The organism is Arthrobacter sp. NPDC080073 (genome assembly GCF_040686575.1).
GTDB lineage: Bacteria > Actinomycetota > Actinomycetes > Actinomycetales > Micrococcaceae > Arthrobacter.
In genome coordinates this window covers 164,759-182,931 of record NZ_JBFBKR010000004.1, presented here as the reverse complement: position 1 = coordinate 182,931, position 18,173 = coordinate 164,759, and the positions used below count along the sequence as shown (strand labels likewise).

Below are 18,173 nucleotides of genomic sequence, written 5' to 3'. Positions count from 1 at the left end.
TCATGGATACCGCATCGTTGCTTGCTGTTTGCCGGGTATACGAGCTCCTGCCCGATCCTGAAGGGTCGGTAGGAGTGACGGCCATTGACAAGCGCCCCGTCGACGGGCCCGTGAAGGTCCACAAGCTGGGAATCCACGGGGACATCCAGGCGAGCCGGATCCATCACGGCGGCGAGGACCAAGCGCTCTATGCGTATTCGCAGGCGGATGCCGATTACTGGGCGAATGAACTCCAGAGGGACATGCCCGCCGGAATTTTCGGGGAGAACCTCCGCGTGCGCGGAATCGAGACCAGCGGTGCCGTGATCGGCGAACGGTGGAAGATCGGCCTGGACGTCGAAGTCGAGGTCACATCCCCGCGCGTGCCGTGCGCAACCTTCCAGCGCCGCATGAATGAACCACAGTGGGTCAAGCGCTTCACGGACGCAGGGCGGGTCGGCACCTACCTGCGCGTGGTCAAGACCGGCACCATTTCGGCCGGCGACTACATCCACAAACTCTTCGTGCCGAAACATGGCATCACGGTGGGGCAGTGGTTCAGCAACCCCAACCTCGATGACATGCAATTGCTTCTCGACGCCGAGGCAGACGGAGAGGTCCTTCTGCAGTCTGACTACCACGACACCTTCGAAAAGCTCATGCGCCGCAACGGGGTTGACGCCTGAAAGCTGCACTTGAACGGACCTTCTGACCGGCCGTCCTGAAGGGCGGTGGCGAGGCCGCTCGGCGCCGGTTTGTGCGCAAGCTCACCACCGCCGTCGCCGGTTATGTCGCGAAGGGACCAATCTGTGCCGTACACTTGAAATATCCCCCACTCCGGAAATCCCTTTTTCCTGCCCAATTCTTGAGGCAGGACTGGTCAGTGTTGGGGCCCGCAAAATGTGTGTGGGCAGTTTCATAGGGAGAGCCGGGCGAAGAAAACGCTGTACAGACTGCTGAGATAGCAGCCAAGAGATGCAGCGGGAAGTCCTGCCATGGGATTGCGACAGCGCCGGACTTCTTGCGAGCACCAGAACCTCACGGTTCTTCTGCCCGCAACGTGTACTGCGGCCAAGCCCAACCGGGCCGCGCCGACTGGCCCCCTATGGATGAGGAAACTTTCCCCTATGCCCGAAAACCTGAACGACCCGTTCGTCGCCGAGTCTGCCGAAGTAGCAGAGACCGCCGTCGAGATCGCCGAAACCGCGCCCGCCGCTGAGTTCATCGAGGCTGAAGCGCCCGCCGCCGAGTTCATCGAGGCTGAAGCGCCCGCTGCAGCGCCCGCCAAGGCTGAAGCCCAGGCTGAAGCGCCCGCCGAGGAAGAGGAAGAGGGCATCCGCTTCGTCGACCTCGGAATCGACCCCCGCGTCCTGGCCGCACTGCAGGACGTCGGCTACGAGAAGCCGTCTCCGATCCAGGCAGCAACCATTCCGCTGCTGCTCGAAGGCCGCGACGTCGTCGGCCTCGCCCAGACAGGTACCGGTAAGACTGCAGCATTCGCAGTACCGGCGCTGTCCCGCCTGGCCGAACTCCACGACCTCAACGGCCCCTCCCGCAAGACCCAGGCCCTGGTTCTCGCTCCGACCCGCGAGCTCGCGCTCCAGGTTGCCGAGGCCTTCACCTCGTACGCCAAGCACATTGATGACTTCACGGTCCTCCCCGTCTACGGTGGCTCCGCCTATGGCCCCCAGCTTGCCGGCCTGCGCCGCGGTGCACAGGTTGTTGTCGGTACCCCGGGCCGCGTCATCGACCACATCTCCAAGGGTTCCCTGGACCTGTCCGAGCTGCAGTACCTCGTACTGGACGAAGCCGACGAGATGCTCCGCATGGGCTTCGCCGAGGACGTTGAGCAGATCTTCCAGCAGACCCCGGAAGACCGCCAGGTTGCGTTGTTCTCTGCCACCATGCCGGGCCAGATCCGCCGCATGTCCAAGCAGTACCTGAACAACCCGGCCGAGATCTCGGTCAAGTCCAAGACCACCACGGGCGCCAACACGCGCCAGCGGTACCTGCAGGTCATGGGCCCGCACAAGCTCGATGCGCTGACCCGCATCCTCGAGGTGGAAGAGTTCGACGGCGTTATCGCCTTCGTGCGCACCAAGATGGCCACCGAGGACCTCGCTGACAAGCTGAAGTCCCGGGGCTTCCAGGCCGCCGCGATCAACGGTGACATTCCGCAGCAGCAGCGCGAACGGACTGTCGACGCGCTGAAGGAAGGCCGCATCGACATCCTCGTGGCCACCGACGTCGCGGCCCGTGGCCTTGACGTTGAGCGCATCAGCCACGTGGTCAACTACGACATCCCGCACGACACCGAGTCCTACGTCCACCGCATCGGCCGTACCGGCCGTGCAGGCCGTAGCGGCGACGCCATCCTGTTCATGACGCCGCGTGAGAAGTACCTGCTGCGTTCGATCGAGAAGGCCACCCGCCAGCCGGTTGAGCAAATGCACCTGCCCACCGCCGAGACGGTCAACACGTTGCGCCTGGGCAAGTTCGCAGACAAGATCACGGAGACCCTCGAGTCCGAGGACGTTGCAGCGTTCCGTGACTTGATCTCCTCCTACGAAGAGGAGCACAACGTTCCGGCTTCGGAGATCGCCGCTGCACTGGCCGTCATGGCACAGGGCGGCCAGCCGCTCCTGGTCAAGGAACTCCCGGCTGCACCCGAATTCCAGAAGCGCGAGCGCTCCAAGGACGGCTTCGGTTCACGTGGCCCCACCCGCACCCTGACCGAGGGCAACGCCACCTACCGGATCGCCGTCGGACGCCGCCAGCGCGTCATGCCGGGTTCGATCGTCGGCGCCATCGCCAACGAAGGCGGCATCTCCTCGGCACAGATCGGCGGCATCGACATCCGCTCGGACCACTCCCTCGTGGAGCTTCCGGCGGACCTGAGCCCCGAGCAACTGCGTGCACTGTCCCGCACCCGGATCGGCGGCGAGCTGATCCACCTCGAGTTGGACAACGGCCGCAAGCCGGCCTCTGACCGGGGTGGCGAGCGTGGCGGCTACTCCGGTGGCAGCCGTGGCGGCGACCGTGGCGGCTACTCCGGAGGAGACCGTGGCGGAAACTTCAAGGGCAACGGTGGCTTCAAAAAGGAGTTCCGTAAGACTGAAGGCGACCGCGGCGGCTACGCCGGTGGCGAGCGTTCTTCCGCTGACCGCGGCGGCCGTTCCTACAGCGAGCGCAGCAGCGCCGGTGCCGGGACGGGCAGCTACGGCGACCGCGGCGCACGCAAGCCGCGCACTGGCGGCGACGCAGGCAACCGCGATTTCAACCGCAAGGGTAAGTGGTAATCAGGACTAGTTCCTGGGTTTCTGGTCAGAGGCCGGCTTTCGAGCCGGCCTCTGGCTGTTTAACGGCTGCCACGTCCGAAGCGCAGCGCCTGGCTGTACCGTTCTCCCCATGTTTGCCGCCCCAAAGGCCCAAGGATGGCAGACTCGCCGTGTCGTAAACGCTTTCCCAAACCAAAGAAGGGGAAATCGGTGCGGCCCCGCTGTGGAAAGCTAGGTTCATGGGATTCCTCGATGGATTGAAGAAGAACCTCGGGTTCGACAAGGCCGAACCGAAGGTGACTGGACGGCCCTCCGAGGCCCCGCAGAAGGCCGCTGAGGCCTCATCGGGGGAGACGGTCCAAAGTGCCGGGCCGGACCCGTCAGCGGAAGCAGGAGCTCTCGCGGCTCCGGACGCCGCAGTGTCCGACGCCGGTGCTCCCGCCGCCAGCGCACGGCAGGTCACCGAAGTGGTCGTGGAAGCAGACGATACCCTCAGCGGCATCGCCATGCAGTTCGGTGTTGACTTGGACGCCCTGATCGCAGCGAACGCGGATACCGTGCCCAACCCGGACCACATCTACCCGGGCCAGGTGCTCCGTTTGCCCTGATTCAGGCTCCTTCCGGCTCAAGAATCCGGTGCGGATGCAAATTGTGTCGGCGCCGTTTTTCCCTGTCCCGCAGCCGATTTGTGGCCTGAGAAATCGTCCGGTAGAGTATTTACTCGTTGCCCCCCTAGCTCAGTGGTAGAGCGCGTTCTTGGTAAGAACGAGGTCACCGGATCGATTCCGGTGGGGGGCTCTGAATGAGGGCCTGTGTCAAGGCGGTTTTTGACCGGCTTGATGCAGGTTTTTCTCATTCGTGGCGGTGTAGCTCAGTTGGTTAGAGCGCACGACTCATAATCGTGAGGTCGGGAGATCGAGCCTCCCCACCGCTACCAAGAAAATCCCCGCTACGGCGGGGATTTTTTCGCATCCAGGTATGGTCGCGCCGAGCCGGATGCCGATTGAAGAAGCCGCCCTTCCCAGGTAGGCCGGACGGGGCCTTGGTCCTGGCCGAAACCCGCAAGCCTGCTGGGCACTTGCCGTAAAGGTTTCGTAAAGATCCTGCCGAAAAGCTGAGAGCACGCACAAGCTGCCGGTAGTTTTTAGAGGCGCCGCCACTTGGGTGTCCCCCAATCCTCAGGTGGCGGCGCTTCTCCGAAGTTGGCCACGCCCTCGATGACAAACAGATCCTTGCATAAGCATTTGGCTGCGAGCGGGCAGCCTGAGTTGAATCTTGATCTTTTCTTAGTGTTTCCTTGAGGTTCACCCGGTAGTGGGGCCGTTTCGTCTGCGGGCTATCTCCAGCTACGATCAGGGGGTTGTCCGGACCGAAAGGCATCCCCGCTCGTGGACTTTGGCCGCTATCTCATTGACCTTGTGGTCTTCGTTGGCATCACAGTTGTGCTTATGTGTTCATTCCACGTGCTCGCGCTGGGGCACAAGAAGCGGAAGTTAGCGAAGTTGTCGCGCCCCGGGAAGCGGCCACTTCCGGGCCGCGACACCCAGGCCGCCTCGGGGCGGATGATATCGGTCCCTGATCGAGCCTGAGCAACGGGCGGCTGTCACCGGCGTCCAAAGGCCATGACAATGGCTACTATCGCGGCGACGACCAGCACCGTCGCAACCCAGATCCATTGTTGCCCGTCCAAGGTCGCCCCACTCTCAGGTCTTGGTCCAGTCTCCCAAAATGGAGAGCATTGAGCGAGCTCTGGCCGGATGCCCCCGCCATGACGCTGGAGCCCGAAGGCCTCCCGTTCCGACCTTCTTTGAATAGCGATGCCGCGCAACACGCCGGCGACACGCCGCTGACGATGCCATCCCGGATTCAAAGAGGGTCAGGATTGGAGCGCGTACAGACCCCGTGGCCGGGACCCCCTAGTTCAGTGCGATGACAAGCATCTGGTTGGTTCCCGGGATGCAGGTCTGCAGTACCGCCCGAGGAAAGCCGCCGAATACCGCTGCGACGTTGTTGGTGGTCCCGCCTTGGGGCACCTGGCCGCGTGCCGTCACCGTGTACGTGCCGTAACCGGGGATGCTCACTGTTTCGCCGACGCCGATGCCCGAGAATCGTGCCCACCCGCCGCAGAAATCATGTTCGGTGATGAACAGCGAGTAGGCGTCCGTGGGGGTGAAGTGGATCGGGCCAATGCAGCTGTCCACGGCGGCCTGGCCGCCTGAACCCGCAACGTAGATGGTCCGCACCGCCGGAGCGGGGGCTGGTGCGGGAGCCGGAACGGGTGCCGGGGCCGGAGCTGGTGCGGGCGCCGGGGCCGCGGCAACCGGCGGCCCTGTCAGCTTCAGCACCTGGCCGGGCACGATGACCGAATAGGCGCTGAGCCCATTGGCTGCCAGCATCCCGTTGACGTCGACGCCGAACCTGGCAGCTATCGAGCCAACGGTGTCGCCGCTGACTACCGTGTAGGCGTTCGTGTCAGGCGCAGCAGCGGGAGCAGGAGCCGGAGCGGGTGGAGCTGCGACTGCGGCCGGCGCCGCGGCGGGAGCTGACGGCGCGACGGCGGCCGGTGCCTGCGACTGTACTGGCACCTGCGTGGATGCCGGCGTCGGACTTGCAGCGGCCGGCGAAGGCGCGGCAATCCCGGCTCCCGGACCGACGTGCGGGGCGATTGCGGCGCTCGTGCCTGCCGGTGCAAGTACCTGTGCGTGGTTCTGCATCGTCACGGCCGCAACGGCGACCAGTGCCACTATCGCCCAGGTGGCTATTGATGCTTTGTACCTGGTGAGTGTTCTTACCCCCGCGGATATCAGGGCGAGGACGTTGCCTCCGCTGATCCCGCTGTGCCTGTACTCCTGCTGATACATGTCCGATCCCCGTAGTTCATCGTTTCTGGTGGCCGGTCGGTTGGCTGGCCCGGGAAGTGATACGCAGGCGCAGGGGATGGCGCTTGTTGAGACCCTTTTGCTTAAATGCGCAGCACTGAGGAATCCCTCGACTCCGCCCAATTTGAATATGGCCATCAACGGGAGGGGCCCCGTTTTTTGGATATATCCATCAATGAGATTTACGAATGAGGCATTCCTTTTCCTGCTGCAGGTGATTTGAGTGTAGGAATGGGAAATTCCCTCCACACGAGTGGGTGCCACTTGCTTTTATTTACGACTGCCCGCCAAACACTCGTAAGTCTTCTTCGGCGACGGGAGGGTGCCTGCAGGGGCCAGGGCTCCCGGGGCCCCGGGCGGGAGGCGTGATTACGACTAACCTAAGTCTGCTTAGTAATTAGTAGTCATATTTATCCGGAAAATTGACGAATTCGGCGATGCGCAAATGCGGAGCGGCAATTTTCGAGAATTCATCAGCCGCCTTGGGGAGGGGCTTGTCCACGGGGTTTGTCCACTGTGCTTGACCACTGCGACAGAATGGGTCCATGAGTCGAATCGCAATCATCGGCGGCCACGGCAAAGTGGCCTTGCAACTCTCCCGCATCCTGAGCAACGAAGGTCACACGGTCACTTCCTTCATTCGCAATCCGGAACACGCGGCCGACGTCACAGTCACGGGTGCGGCTCCGGTAATACTTGACGTCGAGAATTCGACGACGGCGGAGATCGCCTCTGCGCTTGACGGCCACGACGCTGTGGTGTGGTCCGCCGGGGCAGGCGGAGGGAATCCGCAACGTACGTATGCCGTGGACAGGGACGCCGCCATCCGCTCGATGGATGCTGCGGCGCAGGCGGGCGTGGCCCGCTATGTGATGGTGTCCTACTTCGGCGCGGGACCCGGCCATGGCGTTCCCGAGGGCAACAGCTTCTACGCATATGCGGAAGCCAAAGCCGCGGCCGACGAGTACCTTCGCGCGACTGATCTCGACTGGACGGTCCTGGGCCCGGGCGCGCTGACCAGTAAGCCGGGTTCTGCGCGCATTGAGGTAAGCCCCGCGGATCCGGGCACAGGGACCGAAACCTCGCGGGCCAATGTCGCCTTGGTGGCCGCCGCCGCCTTGGAACTGCCCGAGACTGTCCGCCGCACCATCGAGTTCCGGGACGGCTCGGTGCCTGTGGTGGAGGCCCTCACCGCGTCCTAGCTTCCGTACCCGGTGCTGATGCTGTTGCTTGCTGCGGCGATGACCTTCATCCCGGGGTTCCCCGACTTTGAGCTTGCACCTGAACTGATCCTCCCGATCTTCCTGCCCCCGTTGCTCTTCGCGACCGCGCAGAAGAGTTCCTGGGCGGTCTTCCGGGTCCGGTGGCGGACGCTTCTGCTCATGGCGGTGGCGCTGGTGGTGGTTTCGACGGCGGCGGTTGCCGGAGCCGCGTGGCTCATGATTCCGGGGATCGGCATTCCTGCGGCGATCGCACTGGGTGCCATGGTGGCTCCGCCGGACCCCGTGGCGGTTGAATCCGTTGCCGGGCGCGTCCACATGCCGCGCAGGCTCATCACCGTGTTGCAAAGCGAAGGCCTGTTCAACGACGCGGCCGCGATCGTGATCTTCCAGGCCGCAGTGGCAGCGACGGTTTCAGGCACCAAGCTGGGGGCCGGCGTCGTACTCCAGTTCGTCATCGGTGCTGCTTTGGCCGTCATTGTCGGCATCGCGATGGGCTGGTTGACGCGGCTGATCACCAAGCTCGTCACCTCGATGGTGGCCCGAAGTGCCGTGACACTGGTGATTCCCTTCGCTGCATACATCCTGGCTGAAGAGCTGCACGCTTCGGGGGTGATCGCCGTCGTCGTCACCGCCCTCGAGACACAGCGGCACGCGCGGTCGCAGGACGCGGCCGAGCGCGTCACGCGCACCGCCTTCTGGGATGTGGTGGACCTCCTTGCGACGGGCCTGGCCTTCGGCCTTGTCGGGCTGGAGATCCGGCATGTGATCCGGGACGAGGGCGCCGCCATCTACGGCATGATCGGCCCGGCCGTGGCGGTGTGCGCGCTCGTGTTCGTTGTCCGTTTCGCCTGGCTCGGGCTTTTGGCAGTTTCGGCCCGCAAGCGGAAGAACCTGCTGCAGCCAACGTCCCCCAAAGAGGTCCTGATCCTGACCTGGTGCGGCATGCGCGGCCTCGCGACGCTCGCCCTTGCCCTGGCCCTTCCGCTGACCATTGCCGACGGCAGCGACTTCCCTGCCCGGCACGAGATCCTGGTCATCGCCTGCGCCGTACTGTTGGCCACCCTGGTGCTGCCGGGGCTGACCCTTCCGTGGCTCATGCGCGTGCTCAAGGCATCCGGGGACGGTTCGCAGGAAAAGGATGCCGCGAGGCTCTTGGCCAAGCGCGCCCAGACTGCCGCGATCTCGGCGCTCAAGGAGCATGATCTGATGAAGGAGCTGCCCGCGGACAAGGTGGCCCTCGTCAAGGAAAAGATGACCCGCCTGCATGCCGAGCTGCTGGACGGGACATTGAAGAACGAGTCCGACGCCGAAAAGCGCCAACGCGGCAGGGAACTGGCGATCGCGGTCCAGACCATCGCCCTGGACGCCGCGCGCCAGGAAGTGGTCGCGGCGCGGGCCGAGCCTGGCATGGATCCCGAGGTGGCGGACCGGGTGCTGCGCCAGCTGGACCTGCGCACCATGGCGATGCCGGACTAGCGGCCCGCGCCGACGGGAACGGCCGGCACCGCAGACGCGACTAGGCGCGCCGCAACACCAGATCCAAGGAGTTCTTCTCTACGTGGTCCAGTGCGTGGCGCACGGCGCCGATGCCCACAATCGCATCGCCCAACGGCGATGCCGCCAACCGCGGGGGAGTGGCGGTGTAGACGGCCAGTTTTCGGGCGGCCGGCTCAAGAAGGACCGACGCCGAATCTGCCACGGCGCCGCCGATCACCACGAGCTCCGGGTTGAGCAAGATGGCCACCGTGGAGACCACCCGGGCAAGCCGGTCCGAAAGCCGGTCCAGGATGTCCAGCGCCACCTCGTCACCCTGGGCAGCGGCGGCGAAGACCTGCTGTGCCGTGACCTCCTGGCCCGCCGGGACTGCGGTCCGCAGCGTGGTTTTCGATTTTCCCGCAAGGGCTTCCGCTGCCCACAATCTGGCCAGCGCGGCGAGGCCGTGTGCCGATCCGACTCCGTCAACCATGTCCAGGTAGGCCATCTCGCCGGCGCCGCCGCGGCTGCCATGAAGCAGACGGCCGGATTCCACCAGGCCCGCGCCGAAACGCTCACCGGCAAGGAGCACTGCGAGGTCCTGCACGCCGCTGCCGGCGCCCCGCCAACATTCGCCCAATGCCGCCAAGTTGGCATCGTTCTCCAGCATTACCGCCCATCCGTGCAGGTCGTGCAGGGCCTTCTTCAGGCCGACGTCGAACAGGCTCCAGAACGGCTGGCTGACGAGGATGTTTCCGTCCCGGCCCACCGGGGCGGCAAGCCCGACCGTCACCGCAAGGACCTTGTCCGGTGCCACTCCGGCAGCCTCGAGGGCGATCAGCGCGGTCTGGCTGATGACGCCGATCCGTTCCTCGGCGTCGATCTCCCTGGCGCGAAATGGCTTGCTGGCCCGTCCCGTGAACTTGCCGCGTAGATCGGCCACCACCACGGTGGTCTTGAGGATGCCGACGTCGATTCCCAAGACGCAGCCGGCGCTTTCGTCGAGCTCGAAGCGCCGTGCGGGCCGGCCTTTCTGGTAGGTATCCGAATCTTTTTCCAGCTCGCGGATCCAGCCCCGGGCCATGAGGTCTTCGCACACGGAAATGGTGGTGGCGCGGGTCAGTCCGGTGGCGTCCATCAGCTCGGAAACGGTCACGGCGTTGGAGGAACGGATGGCTCCGAGCACCGTGGCCGCGTTGAACCGCCGGAGCATCTGCGGAGTGGCAGTCGCGATGTCAGGCATGCCCTGTTGACCTCCTGTAGGTATGCGTCACATAATACTTGAGGTACTAAATTTAGATTCTAAATAAAAGTCCCATCCATCGAAGCGCCGACACAGAACAGGATTCCCTTTGTCCTCCACCGCCACCATGGCAACCCACTTCGACTCCGAGCGCTCCGAGCGCATGGCCGATCCCAACTGGTGGCGCCAAGCGGCTGTCTACCAGATCTACCCTCGCAGTTTTTCGGATGCGAACGGCGATGGTTTGGGCGATATCAAGGGCATTACCGCCAAGGTGCCGTACCTGAAGTCCCTCGGCATTGACGCGGTCTGGTTGAGCCCGTTCTACCCCTCGGCCCTTGCTGACGGTGGCTACGACGTCGACGACTACCGCAACGTGGACCCCAAGCTGGGCACCCTGGCCGACTTCGATGAGATGGCGGCCGCCCTGCACGCTGCAGGGATCAAATTGATCGCGGACATCGTCCCGAACCACTCCTCGGACCGGCACGAATGGTTCAAGGAGGCGCTGGCTTCCCCGAAGGGCTCGGCTGCCCGTGAGCGCTACATCTTCCGCGACGGACTGGGCGAGAACGGCGAACTGCCCCCGGCCGACTGGGACTCGGTATTCGGGGGCCCGGCCTGGGAACGCATCACCGAACCTGACGGCACCCCGGGGCAGTGGTACATGCACATCTTCACCAAGGAGCAGCCGGACTTCAACTGGGACAACCCCGAGGTCCGCGAGGACTTCCTGAAGACCCTGCGCTTCTGGTCCGACCGCGGCGTGGACGGCTTCCGCATCGACGTCGCGCATGCCCTCACGAAGGACCTGCCGGAGGTTCTGCCTTCCAAGAACGAGCTGCCCAAAGAAGGCGAAAACGCTTTGGGCGCCCACCCGTTCTGGGACCGCGACGAGGTGCACGAGATCTACGCCGAGTGGCGCAAGGTCTTCAACGAGTACAACCCGCCCCGGACGGCCGTCGCCGAAGCGTGGGTCCACGCGGACCGCCGAGCCCGCTACGCCAGCCCCGAGGGCCTGGGCCAGGCCTTCAACTTCGACCTCCTCCAGGCCGATTTCGATGCCGGCCAGTTCCGCACGATCATCACCAAGAACCTGAGCGAGGCTGCCGCGTCCGGTGCTTCGTCCACGTGGGTCTTCTCCAACCACGACGTCGTCCGGCACGCCACGCGCTACGGCTTGCCCGCGGGTGGCGGCCGTGACGGCCTGGGCCAGGACGGCAAGCAATGGCTGCTCGACGGCGGTTCGGCCGCCGACGTCGACGCCGAACTCGGCTTGCGCCGTGCCCGCGCCGCGTCCCTGCTCATGTTCGCCCTGCCAGGCTCCGCGTACCTGTACCAGGGCGAAGAACTGGGGCTGCAGGAAGTCGGCAACATCGCCGCCGGCCAGCGCCAGGACCCGGCGTTCTTCCGCAACCCGGGAGTGGACGTCGGCCGCGACGGTTGCCGTGTCCCGCTGCCGTGGACCAGCGAAGGTTCGTCGTTCGGCTTCGGCGATGGACATGCCCACTTGCCGCAGCCCGAATGGTTCGCAGGCTACGCCGTGGACGCGCAGGAGAACGTTCCCGGCTCCACGCTGGAGCTGTACCGCAAGGCCCTGAAATTGCGTTCGGAACTCCGGGCAGCCGAGGATCTTGAATGGATCCCCTCCAGCAACGAGTCCGTGCTGCACTTCGCCCGGCCCAACGGCTGGCAGTCGGTGACGAACTTCGGCACCGAGCCGGTGGCACTTCCGGAAGGTACCGTCGTCGTGAGCAGCGCACCGCTCGAGGCCGGCAAGCTCCCGGCGAACACGACTGCCTGGATCGTCTAGTCCCTCCATGCAACGCGGGGTCACTTACGGCCCATAATGTCCCTCGGGACGGGCCGTAAGTGACCCCGCGTTGCTGTGCGTTGTGAAAGAGTTGGAAAAATGACTGCAAAGAGTGAAACCCCCACCGGCCGGCTCATCTATGGCTGCATGGGCCTCGGAGGTCCGTGGGAAGGCAGCGAATACGGGGCTGCCGAAATTGAGCAGGCCGCGTCCGCGATCGAAGCCGCGATGGGCATCGGGATCGTCCTGTTCGACCATGCCGACATCTACCGCAGCGGCAAGTCCGAGGCAGTGTTCGGCGAGGTCCTGGCCGGGACGCCTGGGCTGCGGGAGAAGATCCAGCTCCAGACCAAGTGCGGCATCCGGCTCGGCCAGCCCGGAGTCGAAGGCCACTACGACCTCAGCAAGGACGCCATCCTGGAACGGGTCAACGGAAGCCTGGAACGGCTCAGGACCGACTACGTCGACGTGCTGCTGCTCCACCGCCCCGATCCCCTGATGGAACCAGCAGAGGTGGCGTCCGCCGTCGGGCAGCTCATGGCGGAAGGCAAGGTGCGGCAATTGGGCGTGTCCAACATGTCCGGCGCCCAGATCGCCTTCCTGCAGGACCAGCTGGAGGTGCCGATCGTGGCCAACCAGCTGGAAATGAGCCTGCACCGGCGGGCTTGGCTTGAGGGCACTGTGCTGGTCAACCACGACGATGCCCTCGGCTACAGTTTCCCGCACGGCACCTTGGAACACTGCATCAGCCAGGGGATTGAGCTGCAGGCCTACGGATCCCTCGCCCAGGGCAGGTACACGGGATCGACGCCGGATTCCCAGACTGCCGCCGACACCGCAACTGCCGCTCTGGTCGCCCAGCTCGCGGAAGCAAAGGGTGTCACTCCTGAGGCCGTGTTGTTGGGGTGGCTCATGAAGCATCCGGCACGCATTTCCCCTGTGCTGGGCAGTTCCAACCCGGCCCGGATCGCGGCCTGCGCGGATGCTGCCGCCGTCGCCGCAGCCATGACCCGGACCGAGTGGTACAGCCTGTGGGTGGCTGCGCGGGGCAGCAAACTCCCCTAAAGCGCGTTAAAGGCAGCTACAACGGCGCGACAGGGGAGTAGGCGGACGAGTCACCCTGGATCGACTGGCTCGGCTTGCCGTCCACTCCCACCGGGATATCGCCGGCGATCGTCACACGGTTGAGCTTGCGCGGCTGGCCGTCGTAGTTGTCGGGGGCGTAGTGCTGGGTGATGCGGTTGTCGAAGAGCACCAGCTGGTTCGGCTCCCAGTTCACGCGCACCACGTTCTCCGGACGGGTGACGTAGGCCTGCAGCAAGCGGATGATGTCCTTGGACTCCGTGTTGGACAGCCCCACGATCCGAAGGCGCTGCGCGAAGCCCCCAATGAACAATCCGCGCTCGCCGGTCAGGGGATGGACACGCACCACAGGGTGGGCGGTTTCGAACTTGATGCGGGTGAATTCCTTGCGGCGCTCATCGGCATTCTCATGTTCCAGGTTCTTCGGCACCGAGTAGTCGTAGTCGTTGGTGTGGATCGCCCAGAGCGTGTCCGCGAAATTCCGGAGCTCATCCGGCAAATCCGAGTATGCCCCGGCCGAAGAAGCAATCAGCGTCTCGCCACCGTAGGACGGAAGGTCGATGCTGCGCAGGGTCGAAGCCTGCGGCGGGTTGACCACGAACGTGACGTCGGTGTGCCAGTTGTTGGCCGAACCGTTCTCGCTGTCCACGGGCAAGACGTTCTCTTCGCCCTCCACGGACGCAACCGTCGGATGCGCCGTGGTGAGCGGCCCGAAGTGGCTGGCGAATTTCACCTGGGCCTCGTCGCTGAGAATGTTGGCCTCCCGGAAAACGAGGGCCTTGTGTTCGTTGAGCGCGGCCCGGATCTGCCCCACGGTTTCCGGGGAGAGATCGCCGCTGAGGTCGAAGCCGCGGATTTCGGCGCCGATACGGGATCCGAGCTTGGCGAATTCCAACTTTGTTTCGGTAATGACGGACATTTTGTTCCTGTTCTGTTGTGACTTGCGGGATGGATGGATTGACGGTCAGGACCCGGACCCGACGGCGGTCCGCCAGCGGGAGAAATGCCGTTCCAGGGCTACAAGGAGGAAATTCACGGCCAATCCCAGAAGGGACACCGTGAGAATGCCGGCGTACATATCCGGGATCAGGAAACTGCTCTGGGCATTCACAATGAGGTAGCCGAGGCCGGCCTTCGCCCCCACCATTTCCGCCGCGATCAACACCAAAATGGAGGCCGTGCCGGCCATGCGGATTCCCGTGAAAATGGTGGGCACAGCGGAAGGCAGGATCACTTTGCGGAACAGGGCGAGGCTCGAGAGGCCGAGCGACTTCGCGGCCCGGATGAGCAGCGGATCCACGGTCTTGACGCCCGCGATCGTGTTGAGCAGGACCGGGAAGAACGCCGCGTAGGCCACGATGCTGATCTTGGACTCCTCGCCGATCCCCAGCAGCAGTGTGAAAACAGGCAGCAGTGCAAGCGCGGCAGTGTTGCGGAACAACTCCAGGAGCGGGTTCAACACCGAATTGAGCCGCCCGTACCAGGCGATCAGCAGCCCGAGGGAAACGCCGGCCACGAGGGCCGCGCCGAATCCCGACACCGAACGGGTGAGGCTCGCGGCCAAATGCCCCTGGATGGTGCCGGATTCGAACAGCTTGCCCCACGCGGCCAGGACCTCGTGCAAGGGCGGCAGGAATACCCGGGTTGACGGCCTCGCCAGATATGTCGGCCCGAGCTCCCAGAGACCCAGGAACGCGATGATCCCGGCGGACTTCCACAGGACGGAACCGGCGCGGGCGGCGGCTGTCCGCACAAAGGCGGGTGCCGCCGTCGTGCTCCTACGCCCCTCCTGCGCCGGACCGGAGTGCCCGACGGCGGGCGCTTGCTTTGGCGCGGCGCTCGCCGCGGGCTGTTGCGCGAGTGTTGTGGTCATCAGGCTGCGCTCCTTTCGGGAGTTGTTCCAGGGGCTTCATCCGGGGCGGTGCCGTCCGGCTGGATCTTGCGGTGCCCGGCGTCCTGGGCGAGGCGGACTTCGTCGTGCAACAGGGTCCAGACCTTGTGCCGTTGTTCGACGAAGGCGGGGTGCGAACGGATGTCGTCGCCGCCGTCGCGGTCCGGGATGTCCACGTCCACGATTTCCTTGAGCCGTCCGGGCCGGGCGCTGAGGACGGCGACACGCTGCCCGAGGTACACGGCCTCGTCGATGCCGTGCGTGATGAAGACAATCGTCTTTCCCGTGGCCCGCCAGATCCGCAGGAGCTCGTCCTGGAGCTGTTCGCGGGTCTGGGCGTCCAGGGCTGCGAAGGGTTCGTCCATGAGGAGCACATCGGGCTCGTAGGCGAGGCTCCGGGCGATGGCCACCCGCTGCTTCATGCCACCCGAGAGCTCATGCGGGAAACGGTCCTCGAAACCGGCCAAGCCAACCAGTTTGAGGTATTCGCTTGCCTTGGCGGCACGTTCGCGCCGGTTGAGCCTGCGCCCGTCCGGGCCTTTGCCTTCGAGCCCGATCGACACATTGGCCGATGCCGTGCGCCAGGGAAAGAGCGCGTACTGCTGGAAAACAACGGCACGGTCCTTTCCAGGTCCCGTCACGGGCCGGCCGTCCACCAATACCTCGCCGGAGGTGGGCGTGGACAGGCCAGCCACGAGATCCAGCAAGGTCGTCTTGCCCGAACCACTCGGCCCCACCAAGGTGAGGAACTCGCCGTCGCGCAGGTCCAGGCTCAGGGAGTCGAGGGCGGTCAGCGTGGCGGGCTCTTGCGTGCCGGTCTTGCCAGCCGCGCCGCGTTGGGAGGCCTTGGAGCCCTTGCCGGGGCGGACGGTGAATTGCTTGGTGACATTGCGGAGGCTGATTTTTGCGGTCATCACTATCCCTTCGCTGTGCTTGGGGTTGGGGAGTTCGATGCGAGATCGTTGAACTTGTTCGTGTAGTACTTCGACGGCGTGAGATCGTTCTTGACGATTCCCGAGCTCTTCAGCCACGCGGACCAGCGGGTGAAGTCCTCGTCCTTGATCACGCCGTTGTCGGGTACGCCGGGGCTCTTCCAGTACTGCAGGTTCGCGGTGCTCTCGTTGCGTCCGCGGGCCTCGATGATCTTCTTGAAGCGTGCGATCACTTGTTCGCGCGGCGTCTCGGTCTCCCACTTGATGGCCTTGGCCACGCCGGTTGCAAAAGTCCGGGCCGTGTTGGGGTTCTTTTCGATGAAGTCGTTGCGGAGCACGTACTGTCCGCCGGCAAAGGTGCCGAAGAGTTCATAGTCGTTGAAGAGCGAGCGCAGCCCGCCCGCGGCAACGGCATGGTCCTGCAGGACCCCGCCCAGGCTGCCTGCGTCTACCTGGCCGCGGCGCACGGCTTCTTCCGTGTCGTTGGGCGCGAGCACTACTAGTTGTACTTGCTTGATTTCGTCCTGGCTGAGGCCGTTCTTGCTGAGGTAGGTGTTGATGACGGCTTCGGAATGCGCGCCCAGGGTGTTGACGCCGATCTTCTTGCCGATGAGGTCCCTGGCGGTTCTGATGGGGCTGTCCGCCTTGACGTAGAAGCCGTTGAAGGTCTTCGCATCTTCGCCGTAGTAGTTCACGACGGCGGTCACCGGAGCCCCTGCCTCAATCAGCTTCACCACGGCTCCGGCGAACGCTCCGCCGAAGTCGGTCTGGTTGGTGGCCGCCGACTGGATGTCCTGGGGACCGCTGATGGTGTTGCCTACCCAGTTGAGTTTGAGGTCACCCAGGTAACCGAGGTCCGCCGCCAGTTCGGGGAGGCCGACGTTGTTGGCCGAGCCCTGGTAGCGGAGCTCCTTGACCTCCGGTTGGCCGGCTGTCTGGTTTCCCGCTTGGGCATTGCCGCCGCAGCCGGTCACCGTCAGCGCAAGTACGACGGCGGCCGCGACGCTTAGCAGGGGCTGGTGCAGTTTCATGGGAGCTACTTTCTGGGGAGTGGATTTCGTTTCTCCGGACGCGGTCAGGAGAAGACCGAACCGCCGGTGGGAACGATGTAAGCGCATGTCCACTGCTCAGGGGAAGCCCGGCGGTAACGCCCGGAAACGCCGGGAAACCGGGCGAAATCCGGCGAAATGCACGCGCAACTCCGGGCAATGCAAGGACTCATTTCGCACTGCGTCTCCGGGTTGAGCTGCATTGCGCTGCGGGCTCCCCGAAGTGCGCCAAACCCAACTGACTCGCAGTTGTTGTCGTTTTGACGGCGCATAACGACAACAACTGTGAGCCAGTTGGGGCGGGGGTGTGCCTGTCACAATTGTTTTGTTCGTATTGATGCCCACGCCGGCGCCCGATTCTTAGCGTTCCCGGCGGCTGGCCGGATACGGTAGATACATGACGTCTAGCACCGCCGCCGAGTCCATTCGGTCCACCCGCAAAATTCCCGCCGACATTGCCCGCTCCTGGCTTCTCGTGAACGCCATGAAGACAGAGCTTTTCGACCAGTCGGCCTCATCGCGCGCGGACGCCATCATCCTTGACATCGAGGACGCTGTGGACCCGTCCCAGAAGGACATTGCCCGCGACAATGTCATCAACTGGCTGCGCGGCGGCGGCCAGGCCTGGGTCCGCATCAACGACGCCACAAGCCCGTTCTGGGCCGACGACCTCGCCGGCCTGCGTGGCACGCCCGGCCTCTTGGGCGTCATGCTGGCCAAGACCGAGTCCGCGGACCAGGTCACCGAGTCCTTCCACCGCATGGACGGCAAGACCCCGGTGGTCGCCCTTGTGGAATCGGCCCTCGGCATCGAGGAAGCCAACCACATCGCCCGTGCCCAGGGCGCCTTCCGCCTGGCCTTCGGTTCGGGCGACTTCCGCCGGGACACGGGCATGGCCGCCACGCCTGAAGCAATGGCCTACCCGCGTGCCAAGCTCGTCGTCGCGAGCCGCGTGGGCAACCTGCCGGGCCCCATCGACGGCCCGACCGTCGGCACCAACCACCCGATCCTGCGCGAGCAGACCGGCATTACGGTGACCATGGGCATGACCGGCAAGCTCTGCCTGGCCATCGACCAGACCACGGTCATCAACGAGGTCATCAGCCCCACGCCGTCGGACGTCGCCTGGGCCACCGACTTCATGAACGACTTCGAAGCCAACGGCAGGGTCATCCGCGACGGTTCGGACCTTCCGCGCCTCGGCCGCGCCGAAAAGATCATGAAGCTCGCCGTGGCCTTCGGAGTCCAGCCCTCCCTGTAAGGGCACACGTCACACCCGCCGACGTAGGGGCACCCACCGACGCTCGCTCACATATGTCCGGCTTTTTCA

The 18,173-nt window shown here is 64.7% G+C and carries 14 protein-coding genes and 2 tRNA genes; 10 read left to right on the top strand and 6 right to left on the bottom strand.

The annotated features are described in order from the left end of the window. The first annotated feature begins 2 nt into the window (after positions 1-2). From AB0O52_RS06930 to AB0O52_RS06910, 5 genes are all read left to right on the top strand, one after another. Positions 3-665: an MOSC domain-containing protein gene (locus AB0O52_RS06930; protein ID WP_364535242.1), complete on the top strand. Its 663-nt coding sequence runs from the start codon at positions 3-5 to the stop codon at positions 663-665. 441 nt (positions 666-1,106) lie between these two features. Beyond that, positions 1,107-3,278 carry a DEAD/DEAH box helicase gene (locus AB0O52_RS06925; protein ID WP_364535239.1) on the top strand — a complete coding sequence of 724 codons (2,172 nt, stop codon included), beginning with the start codon at positions 1,107-1,109 and terminating at the stop codon, positions 3,276-3,278. Between the two features lie 218 nt (positions 3,279-3,496). After that, a complete protein-coding gene (locus tag AB0O52_RS06920; protein ID WP_364535236.1) occupies positions 3,497-3,865 on the top strand; it encodes a LysM domain-containing protein in 369 nt (122 codons plus the stop codon). 118 nt (positions 3,866-3,983) lie between these two features. After that, positions 3,984-4,055, top strand: a tRNA-Thr gene (locus AB0O52_RS06915). 62 nt (positions 4,056-4,117) lie between these two features. Beyond that, positions 4,118-4,194 (top strand) — tRNA-Met (locus tag AB0O52_RS06910). Between the two features lie 979 nt (positions 4,195-5,173). Here the strand turns inward: AB0O52_RS06910 and AB0O52_RS06905 are convergent. Further along, entirely contained in the window at positions 5,174-6,118 is a 945-nt protein-coding gene (locus tag AB0O52_RS06905) for a LysM domain-containing protein (RefSeq protein ID WP_364535233.1), read from the bottom strand. Between the two features lie 563 nt (positions 6,119-6,681). Here AB0O52_RS06905 and AB0O52_RS06900 point away from each other — a divergent pair. Beyond that, entirely contained in the window at positions 6,682-7,338 is a 657-nt protein-coding gene (locus AB0O52_RS06900; protein WP_364535230.1) for an NAD(P)H-binding protein, read from the top strand. An 18-nt stretch (positions 7,339-7,356) separates the two neighbouring features. Beyond that, positions 7,357-8,835, top strand: a complete 1,479-nt coding sequence (locus tag AB0O52_RS06895) for a Na+/H+ antiporter (RefSeq protein WP_364535227.1) — start codon at positions 7,357-7,359, stop codon at positions 8,833-8,835. A gap of 40 nt (positions 8,836-8,875) precedes the next feature. Here the strand turns inward: AB0O52_RS06895 and AB0O52_RS06890 are convergent, their stop codons facing one another. Further along, on the bottom strand, positions 8,876-10,075 hold the full coding sequence (locus AB0O52_RS06890; RefSeq protein WP_364535224.1) for an ROK family transcriptional regulator: 1,200 nt from the start codon (positions 10,073-10,075) through the stop codon (positions 8,876-8,878). 109 nt (positions 10,076-10,184) lie between these two features. Here AB0O52_RS06890 and AB0O52_RS06885 point away from each other — a divergent pair, with 109 nt between their 5' ends. Beyond that, positions 10,185-11,888: a glycoside hydrolase family 13 protein gene (locus AB0O52_RS06885; protein WP_364535221.1), complete on the top strand. Its 1,704-nt coding sequence runs from the start codon at positions 10,185-10,187 to the stop codon at positions 11,886-11,888. Positions 11,889-11,987: 99 nt separating this feature from the next. Continuing rightward, positions 11,988-12,953 carry an aldo/keto reductase gene (locus AB0O52_RS06880; RefSeq protein WP_364535218.1) on the top strand — a complete coding sequence of 322 codons (966 nt, stop codon included), beginning with the start codon at positions 11,988-11,990 and terminating at the stop codon, positions 12,951-12,953. A gap of 16 nt (positions 12,954-12,969) precedes the next feature. Here the strand turns inward: AB0O52_RS06880 and AB0O52_RS06875 are convergent, their stop codons facing one another. From AB0O52_RS06875 to AB0O52_RS06860, 4 genes are read right to left on the bottom strand one after another with little or no spacing between them, the layout of a single operon-like run. Next, positions 12,970-13,890 (bottom strand): TauD/TfdA family dioxygenase, encoded by a 921-nt coding sequence (locus tag AB0O52_RS06875; protein ID WP_364535215.1) that lies wholly within the window; start codon positions 13,888-13,890, stop codon positions 12,970-12,972. Between the two features lie 45 nt (positions 13,891-13,935). Next, a complete protein-coding gene (locus AB0O52_RS06870) occupies positions 13,936-14,844 on the bottom strand; it encodes an ABC transporter permease (protein ID WP_364535213.1) in 909 nt (302 codons plus the stop codon). After that, on the bottom strand, positions 14,844-15,776 hold the full coding sequence (locus tag AB0O52_RS06865; RefSeq protein WP_364535210.1) for an ABC transporter ATP-binding protein: 933 nt from the start codon (positions 15,774-15,776) through the stop codon (positions 14,844-14,846). The genes AB0O52_RS06870 and AB0O52_RS06865 overlap by 1 nt, the downstream gene beginning before the upstream one ends. Positions 15,777-15,778: 2 nt before the next feature. Beyond that, entirely contained in the window at positions 15,779-16,825 is a 1,047-nt protein-coding gene (locus tag AB0O52_RS06860) for an ABC transporter substrate-binding protein (RefSeq protein ID WP_364535207.1), read from the bottom strand. A gap of 415 nt (positions 16,826-17,240) precedes the next feature. Between AB0O52_RS06860 and AB0O52_RS06855 the strand changes: the two genes are divergently transcribed. Then, entirely contained in the window at positions 17,241-18,104 is an 864-nt protein-coding gene (locus AB0O52_RS06855) for a CoA ester lyase (protein WP_364535204.1), read from the top strand. Positions 18,105-18,173 lie beyond the last annotated feature (69 nt).

Bases quoted from the DNA above. Each gene is read 5' to 3' on its own strand.
- AB0O52_RS06865 (WP_364535210.1), bottom strand. From the start codon at position 15,776: ATGACCGCAAAAATCAGCCTCCGCAATGTCACCAAGCAATTCACCGTC.
- AB0O52_RS06890 (WP_364535224.1), bottom strand. From the start codon at position 10,075: ATGCCTGACATCGCGACTGCCACTCCGCAGATGCTCCGGCGGTTCAAC.
- AB0O52_RS06860 (WP_364535207.1), bottom strand. From the start codon at position 16,825: ATGAAACTGCACCAGCCCCTGCTAAGCGTCGCGGCCGCCGTCGTACTT.
- AB0O52_RS06870 (WP_364535213.1), bottom strand. From the start codon at position 14,844: ATGACCACAACACTCGCGCAACAGCCCGCGGCGAGCGCCGCGCCAAAG.
- AB0O52_RS06930 (WP_364535242.1), top strand. From the start codon at position 3: ATGGATACCGCATCGTTGCTTGCTGTTTGCCGGGTATACGAGCTCCTG.
- AB0O52_RS06920 (WP_364535236.1), top strand. From the start codon at position 3,497: ATGGGATTCCTCGATGGATTGAAGAAGAACCTCGGGTTCGACAAGGCC.
- AB0O52_RS06925 (WP_364535239.1), top strand. From the start codon at position 1,107: ATGCCCGAAAACCTGAACGACCCGTTCGTCGCCGAGTCTGCCGAAGTA.
- AB0O52_RS06875 (WP_364535215.1), bottom strand. From the start codon at position 13,890: ATGTCCGTCATTACCGAAACAAAGTTGGAATTCGCCAAGCTCGGATCC.
- AB0O52_RS06905 (WP_364535233.1), bottom strand. From the start codon at position 6,118: ATGTATCAGCAGGAGTACAGGCACAGCGGGATCAGCGGAGGCAACGTC.
- AB0O52_RS06900 (WP_364535230.1), top strand. From the start codon at position 6,682: ATGAGTCGAATCGCAATCATCGGCGGCCACGGCAAAGTGGCCTTGCAA.
- AB0O52_RS06880 (WP_364535218.1), top strand. From the start codon at position 11,988: ATGACTGCAAAGAGTGAAACCCCCACCGGCCGGCTCATCTATGGCTGC.
- AB0O52_RS06855 (WP_364535204.1), top strand. From the start codon at position 17,241: ATGACGTCTAGCACCGCCGCCGAGTCCATTCGGTCCACCCGCAAAATT.
- AB0O52_RS06895 (WP_364535227.1), top strand. From the start codon at position 7,357: ATGCTGTTGCTTGCTGCGGCGATGACCTTCATCCCGGGGTTCCCCGAC.